This window comes from Gordonia sp. UBA7599 (assembly GCA_002477755.1).
Lineage (GTDB): Bacteria > Actinomycetota > Actinomycetes > Mycobacteriales > Mycobacteriaceae > Gordonia.
Genome location: DLKD01000135.1, coordinates 1 through 6,605, shown reverse-complemented (window position 1 = coordinate 6,605; position 6,605 = coordinate 1). Strand labels below are relative to the sequence as shown.

The 6,605-nt window shown below is 68.5% G+C and carries 7 protein-coding genes; all 7 read left to right on the top strand.

Translation table 11 applies throughout. The features are described from left to right. Positions 1–918: molybdopterin-dependent oxidoreductase (locus B4L26_RS15330; protein ID WP_290720113.1), on the top strand; the 918-nt coding region annotated here is incomplete at its 5' end. Continuing rightward, positions 915–2,177 carry an NADH-quinone oxidoreductase subunit NuoH gene (gene nuoH / locus B4L26_RS15325; RefSeq protein WP_290720111.1) on the top strand — a complete coding sequence of 421 codons (1,263 nt, stop codon included), beginning with the start codon at positions 915–917 and terminating at the stop codon, positions 2,175–2,177. The genes B4L26_RS15330 and nuoH, both read left to right, overlap by 4 nt. Then, on the top strand, positions 2,170–2,724 hold the full coding sequence (gene nuoI / locus B4L26_RS15320) for an NADH-quinone oxidoreductase subunit NuoI (RefSeq protein ID WP_290720108.1): 555 nt from the start codon (positions 2,170–2,172) through the stop codon (positions 2,722–2,724). Before nuoH ends, nuoI begins: the two co-directional genes overlap by 8 nt. After that, a complete protein-coding gene (locus tag B4L26_RS15315; RefSeq protein ID WP_299489052.1) occupies positions 2,721–3,551 on the top strand; it encodes an NADH-quinone oxidoreductase subunit J in 831 nt (276 codons plus the stop codon). Before nuoI ends, B4L26_RS15315 begins: the two co-directional genes overlap by 4 nt. Beyond that, complete coding sequence (nuoK, locus tag B4L26_RS15310) at positions 3,548–3,847, top strand: NADH-quinone oxidoreductase subunit NuoK (protein WP_290720104.1); 300 nt, start codon at positions 3,548–3,550, stop codon at positions 3,845–3,847. The genes B4L26_RS15315 and nuoK overlap by 4 nt, the downstream gene beginning before the upstream one ends. A gap of 7 nt (positions 3,848–3,854) precedes the next feature. Further along, on the top strand, positions 3,855–5,741 hold the full coding sequence (gene nuoL / locus B4L26_RS15305) for an NADH-quinone oxidoreductase subunit L (RefSeq protein ID WP_290720103.1): 1,887 nt from the start codon (positions 3,855–3,857) through the stop codon (positions 5,739–5,741). Next, on the top strand, positions 5,738–6,605 hold an 868-nt coding region (locus B4L26_RS15300), incomplete at its 3' end, for a proton-conducting transporter membrane subunit (RefSeq protein WP_290720101.1). The genes nuoL and B4L26_RS15300, both read left to right, overlap by 4 nt.

The window sequence follows — 6,605 nt, the reverse complement described above, 5'->3', positions numbered from 1 at the left end:
CGCGGCGCCGCCGACGTCGGTGCCCTGCCCAACCTACTGCCCGGTGGGCGTCCCGTCGCCGACGAGGCCGCGCGCGCCGAGATCGCCGCCGCCTGGGACGGTGCAGAACTCCCCGCCGAACCCGGCCGTGCCACCCCGGCCATCCTCGACGCGGTCATCGGCGGACGACTCGATGCACTCGTCGTCGGTGGTATCGAGGTCGAGGATCTCCCCGACGCGCAGCGCGCGCTCACCGCACTGGAGCGCGCGACCTTCGTCGTCAGCCTCGAGCAGCGCCCCAGCACCGTCACCGAGCACGCCGACGTCGTGTTCCCGGTGGCCGCGGTCGCCGAGAAGTCCGGCATCTTCGTCGACTGGGAGGGCCGACCGCGGTGGTTCACCCCGTCGGTCGACTCGGGCGGGAGGCTCTCGGATCACCGGGTCCTCGCTGCGATCGCCGCCGAGGCGGGTACCGCGCTGGGTTGCGACACCACCGACGAGATCCACGCGCAGCTGCAGGAGATGGGTGCGTGGACGGGCAAACGTGCCGATCTGCCCGGCGTGACGCGTCCAGCCCCGGTGGTGCCCAACACCGGTCACGCCCTGTTGGCGAGCTGGCGGCTGCTGCTCGACCGGGGCCGACTGCAGGACGGCGAGCCGAACCTCGCGGCCACTGCACACGCCGCGGTCGTCCGCTGCTCAGCCGCCACCGCCACACAAGCCGGTGCCGCCGACGGCGAGCCGCTGACGGTGACCGGCCCGACCGGCTCGGTGACGCTGCCACTGGTCGTCACGGATATGCCCGACGGCATCGTCTGGCTGCCGCTGAACTCCCCCGGTTCGCAGGTCTACACGCAGCTGGGCGCCCGCGCGGGCGACGTGGTCGCACTGGTCGGCGACGACGATCTCGGCACCGCCACCGAAGGGGGCCCGGCATGATCAACTTCCCGACCCTGGCCTCCTTCGGTCACGACACGTGGTGGATCGTCGTCGGCAAGGCCGTCGCGATCTTCCTGTTCCTGGTGCTGACCGTGCTCGTCGCGATCCTGGCCGAGCGCAAGATCATGGCCCGCATGCAGCGCCGCCTCGGTCCCAACCGCGTGGGCCCTCGCGGCGCACTGCAAAGCCTCGCCGACGGGGTAAAGCTGGCCCTCAAAGAAGGCCTGATCCCCGCCGGCGTCGACAAGCCGATCTACCTGCTCGCCCCGATCATTGCCGTCATCCCGGCGTTCACCGCCTTCGCGGTCATCCCGTTGGGTCCGTCGGTGTCGATCTTCGGCCACCACACGCCGCTGCAACTCACCGACTTGCCCGTCGCGGTGCTGTACATCCTCGCCATCACCTCGATCGGCGTGTACGGCATCGTGCTGGCCGGCTGGTCGTCGGGCAGCACCTACCCCCTGCTGGGCGGCCTGCGCTCCACCGCCCAGGTCATCTCCTACGAGATCGCGATGGGCCTGTGCTTCGCCGCGGTGTTCCTGCTCTCGGCGACCATGTCGACGTCGGAGATCATCGCCAGCCAACACCGGCACTGGTTCATCCTGCTGCTGTTGCCGTCGTTCATCATCTACGCGATCTCCATGGTCGGCGAGACCAACCGCGCACCCTTTGACCTGCCCGAGGCAGAGGGTGAATTGGTCGGCGGCTTCCACACCGAGTACTCGTCGTTGAAGTTCGCGATGTTCATGCTCGCCGAGTACGTCAACATGACGACGGTGGCGGCGCTGGCGACTACTCTGTTCCTCGGCGGCTGGATGGCGCCGTGGCCGTTGAGCCTGATACCCGGCGCGAACTCGGGGTGGGTGCCGGTGCTGTGGTTCACGGCCAAGGTGTGGGTCTTCATGTTCGTCTTCATCTGGCTGCGCACCACCCTGCCGCGCCTGCGCTACGACCAGTTCATGGGACTGGGCTGGCGGGTGCTGATCCCCTCGTCGCTCACCTGGGTGATGATCGTCGCGCTGATCCGGGCGCTGACCCTGAACTCCTCGGATACCACCCGCACCCTGGTCCTCATCGCGACCGGCGTGCTCACCGCCGTCGCGCTGATCGGCGGAATCGTCATCGCGATGCGGGCGCCCGCCGAGGCCACCGCGCCACCGACGGCCAAGCCCCTCGGTACCGCCTTCCCCGTGCCACCGCTGCCTTCGGGCGCCGGCACGCGCACGTCAGCCCGCACCCCGGAGGTGACCAATGCCTGACTTCGGCAAACCGATCGCCGGTTTCGGCGTGATGTTGGGCGGCATGTTCCGCGAGCCGATCACCCAGCAGTACCCGGAGGAGCCCGCTCCGATCGCACCGCGCTACCACGGCCGCCACCAACTCAACCGGTACGACGACGGGCTGGAGAAGTGCATCGGCTGCGAGTTGTGCGCATGGGCGTGCCCGGCGGACGCGATCTTCGTCGAAGGCGCGCCCAACTCCGACGACGAGCGCTATTCGCCCGGTGAGCGCTACGGACGCGTCTACCAGATCAACTACCTGCGCTGCATCGGGTGCGGGCTGTGTATCGAGGCCTGCCCGACGCGCGCGCTGACGATGACCAACGAGTTCGAACTCGCCGACGACAATCGCGCCGACCTCATTTACGAGAAGGACCGTCTGCTCGCACCACCCCCGCCCGGTGCCGAGCCGACGCCGCAGCAGAAACCGGCACGCGGCGTCGACTACTACCTCGGGCGCGCCGGACGCGCGGCGACGACGGCGGAGTCGGCGGCACAGTCGCAGGCCGCGGAGCCACCGCGATGATCGATGCGATGAATGCGACGAGCATCGAGTTCGTCGCAGAGTTGTCCCGTACCTCCACCGGCGAGTCGGTGCAGTTCTGGGTGCTGGGCGTGGTCGTGGTGCTCGGTGCGCTCGGCGTGGTGTGCTCCCCGAAAGCGGTGTACTCAGCGCTGTTCCTCGCGATGACGATGCTGATCCTCGCGGTGTTCTACATCGCGCAGGGCGCACTGTTCCTGGGGGTCGTGCAGATCGTCGTCTACACCGGCGCGGTGATGATGCTGTTCCTGTTCGTCATCATGCTGATCGGCGTCGACTCCGCCGATTCCCTGGTGGAGACGATCCGCGGGCAACGGATCGTCGCCGTCGGCCTGGGCCTCGGGTTCGGCGCCCTGCTGATCGCGGGCATCGCCCACGCCACGATCGCCGCGTTCGTCGGATTCGATCCCGGCACCGGCGGCAACGCGGCCATCGTCGAACTCGCCCAGTTGATCTTCGGCAAATACCTGTGGGCGTTCGAACTGACCGGCGCCCTGCTGATCACCGCGACGCTCGGTGCGATGGTGCTCGCCCACCGGCCGTCGTCGACCAAACGGCCGAGCCAGAGAGAACTGTCCATCGCCCGCTTCTCGCCCGACTCCCCGGTCCCGCCGACGCCGCTACCCGCCTCGGGCGTGTTCGCCCGCCACAACGCCGTCGACGTGCCCGCGCGCCTGCCCGACGGCTCACCGTCGGCGCTGTCGGTGAACCGCGCGCTCGGCGGTGGACTACACAACGACGCAGCCCGCGACACCGCGATCGACGACGGGGTCGATGTCACGATCGACGACGCGACGGAGGTGGACCGGTGAACCCCGCCAACTACCTCTACGTCGCCGCCCTGCTGTTCACGATCGGCGCGGCCGGAGTCCTGCTGCGGCGCAACGCGATCGTCGTGTTCATGTGCGTCGAACTGATGCTCAACGCCGCGAACCTGTCGTTCGTGACGTTCGCCCGCATGCACGGCACCCTCGACGGGCAGACCATCGCGTTCTTCACCATGGTGGTGGCCGCGGCCGAGGTCGTCGTCGGGCTGGCCATCATCATGACCATCTACCGGACCAGGCGCTCGGCGTCGGTCGACGACGCGAACCTCCTGGCGCGGTGAGGCGCTGATGGCAAACACGTCTGTGCAACTGCTGGGCCTGGTCCCCGCACTGCCCGCGGCCGGAGCGGCCATCACCCTGCTCGCCGGACGGCGCAGCGACCGCTGGGGGCACTTGCTGAGCACCGCGCTGGTCGGTGCGTCCTTCGTGCTCACCGTCGGACTGTGGTGGGCGATGCTGGGGCGTGATGCCGCGGACCGGCCGATCACCTCGATCCTGTATTCATGGATCCCGGTCGACAGCCTGCAGGTCGACGCCGCCCTGCACCTGGACCAGCTCTCGGTGTGCTTCGCCCTGCTGATCACCGGCGTCGGATTCTTGATCCACGTCTACTCGATCGGCTACATGGCCCACGACCCCGACCGTCGACGGTTCTTCTCCTACTTGAACCTGTTCGTCGCGGCAATGCTCGTGCTGGTGCTGGCCGACAACTATGTGCTGATGTACGCCGGCTGGGAGGGCGTGGGCTTGGCGTCGTACCTGCTCATCGGTTTCTGGCAGTACAAGAAGTCCGCGGCGACCGCGGCGAAGAAGGCGTTCGTCGTCAACCGCGTCGGCGACATGGGCTTTGTCATCGCGCTGATGATCATCTTCACCAACATCGGCTCCTTCCGCGTCTCCGACGTCCTGGCGGCATCATCGACGGCCGCGGAATCCACCCTGACCGCATTGGGCCTGATGCTGCTGCTGGCGGCGTGCGCGAAGTCCGCGCAGGTCCCGCTGCAGTCGTGGCTCGGCGACGCCATGGAGGGCCCGACGCCGGTGTCGGCGCTCATCCACGCCGCGACGATGGTCACCGCGGGCGTCTACCTCATCGTCCGGTCGGGCCCGGTCTTCGACCACGCTCCGACGGCCCAGACCGTCGTCGTCATCGTCGGCGCCGTGACGCTGCTGTTCGGCGCGATCATCGGCTGCGCGAAAGACGACATCAAGAAGGCGCTCGCCGCGTCGACGATGAGCCAGATCGGCTACATGGTGCTGGCCGCCGGACTCGGGCCCGCCGGCTACGTGTTCGCCATCGCGCACCTGCTGGCCCACGGGTTCTTCAAGGCGGGCCTGTTCCTCGGATCCGGTTCAGTCATGCACGCAATGAACGACGAGACCGACATGCGCCGCTACGGCGGTCTGCGCAAGGCGCTGCCCATCACGTTCGCGACGTTCGGGTTGGGCTACCTCGCGATCATCGGGATCCCGCCGCTCGCGGGGTTCTTCACCAAGGACCACATCATCGAGGCCGCGTTCGGCGCCGGCGGAATCCGCGGCCCGGTGCTGGGAATCGTGACTGTCATCGGCGCGGGCCTCACCGCGTTCTACATGACCCGCGTCATGCTGCTGACCTTCTTCGGTGAGCCCCGGTGGGAACCCAACTCTCATCCCCATGAAGCACCTCCGACGATGACGGTGCCGATGATCATCCTGGCCGTCGGATCCGTTGCCTCGGGCGCGCTGTTCATCGTCGGCGGCCGCTTGGCCCATTGGCTCTCCCCCCTCACCGGCGAGGCGCACCACGAGCTGCCGGTACCGGCGTGGCTGATCAGTCTCGGCGTCCTGCTGGTCGTCGTAGTCGGCATGGCCGTTGCGTGGCGCCGGTACCGCCACGAGGTGCCGCGGACCGCGCCGGAGGGTTCGCCCCTGACGCGTGCCGCCCGCGCCGACCTCTACGGCGACCGGTTCAACGAGCTCGCGCTGATGGTGCCCGGCCAGCAGCTGACCGCCGCGCTGCGCGTCGTCGAGGACCGCGGATTCGCCGGCGCGGAAGCCGGTGTCGCACACGGCGTCGGCGGCGGTTCGGCACTGCTGCGGCGAACACAGAACGGATATGTGCGCTCGTACGCGTTGTCCATCCTCTCCGGCGCCGTCGTCGTCGCCGCGATCACGCTGGCGGTGGCGCTATGACCTCGGTGCCCTGGTTGACCGTCCTGTGGCTCGCGCCCGCCGTCGGCGCGATCGCCGTCGCGCTGCTGCCGGCCGGGCCCGCCCGCGCGCGCCTGGCGCAGCAGATCGGCCTCGTGGTGTCAGTGGCGGTACTCGGCTGGTCCATCGCGATGGCCGTCACGTTCGACGCCCACACCGCGTCTCGCTTCGACCTCACCGAGTCACATAGTTGGATCCCGGCGATCGGGGCGCGCTACGAACTCGGTCTCGACGGCATCGGGCTGGTCCTGGTACTGCTGACCACGGCACTCCTGCCGCTGTTGTTGCTGGCGGGCTGGCGGCGCACCGGTGCGGACCCCGACGGCGACTCTGACGACGGCGGTGCCGACCCGTCGATCTACGTCGCGCTCACCCTGGCCGTACAGGCGATGGTGCTGCTGAGCTTCGTCGCCACCGACATCCTGCTCTTCTACATCGTGTTCGAGGCGATGCTCATCCCGATGTACTTCCTCATCGGCGGATGGGGTCAGCTCGACCCGGCAGTGCGCGCCCGCGCAGCCCTGAAGTTCTTGCTGTACAACCTCTTCGGCGGTCTCATCATGCTCGCCGGCGTCATCGGCCTGTACGTGCTGACGGCACGCGCGAAGATCGGTGTCGACGGTCATGGCAGCTTCGGACTCGTCGAGATCACCAAGGCGATCGCCGACGGGAAGATCGACGTCAGTGGCACGGCCGGTATCGCGATCTGCGGAGCGTTCCTCTTCGCGTTCGCCGTGAAGGCGCCGGTGTGGCCGCTACACGCGTGGTTGCCCGATGCCGCCGTCGCGGGCACGCCGTCGACCGGTGTGTTGATGATGGCGGTGATGGACAAGGTCGGCACGTTCG

Coding starts and splice junctions, on each gene's coding strand:
- nuoH (WP_290720111.1), top strand. CDS start 915: ATGATCAACTTCCCGACCCTGGCCTCCTTCGGTCACGACACGTGGTGG.
- nuoI (WP_290720108.1), top strand. CDS start 2,170: ATGCCTGACTTCGGCAAACCGATCGCCGGTTTCGGCGTGATGTTGGGC.
- B4L26_RS15315 (WP_299489052.1), top strand. CDS start 2,721: ATGATCGATGCGATGAATGCGACGAGCATCGAGTTCGTCGCAGAGTTG.
- nuoL (WP_290720103.1), top strand. CDS start 3,855: ATGGCAAACACGTCTGTGCAACTGCTGGGCCTGGTCCCCGCACTGCCC.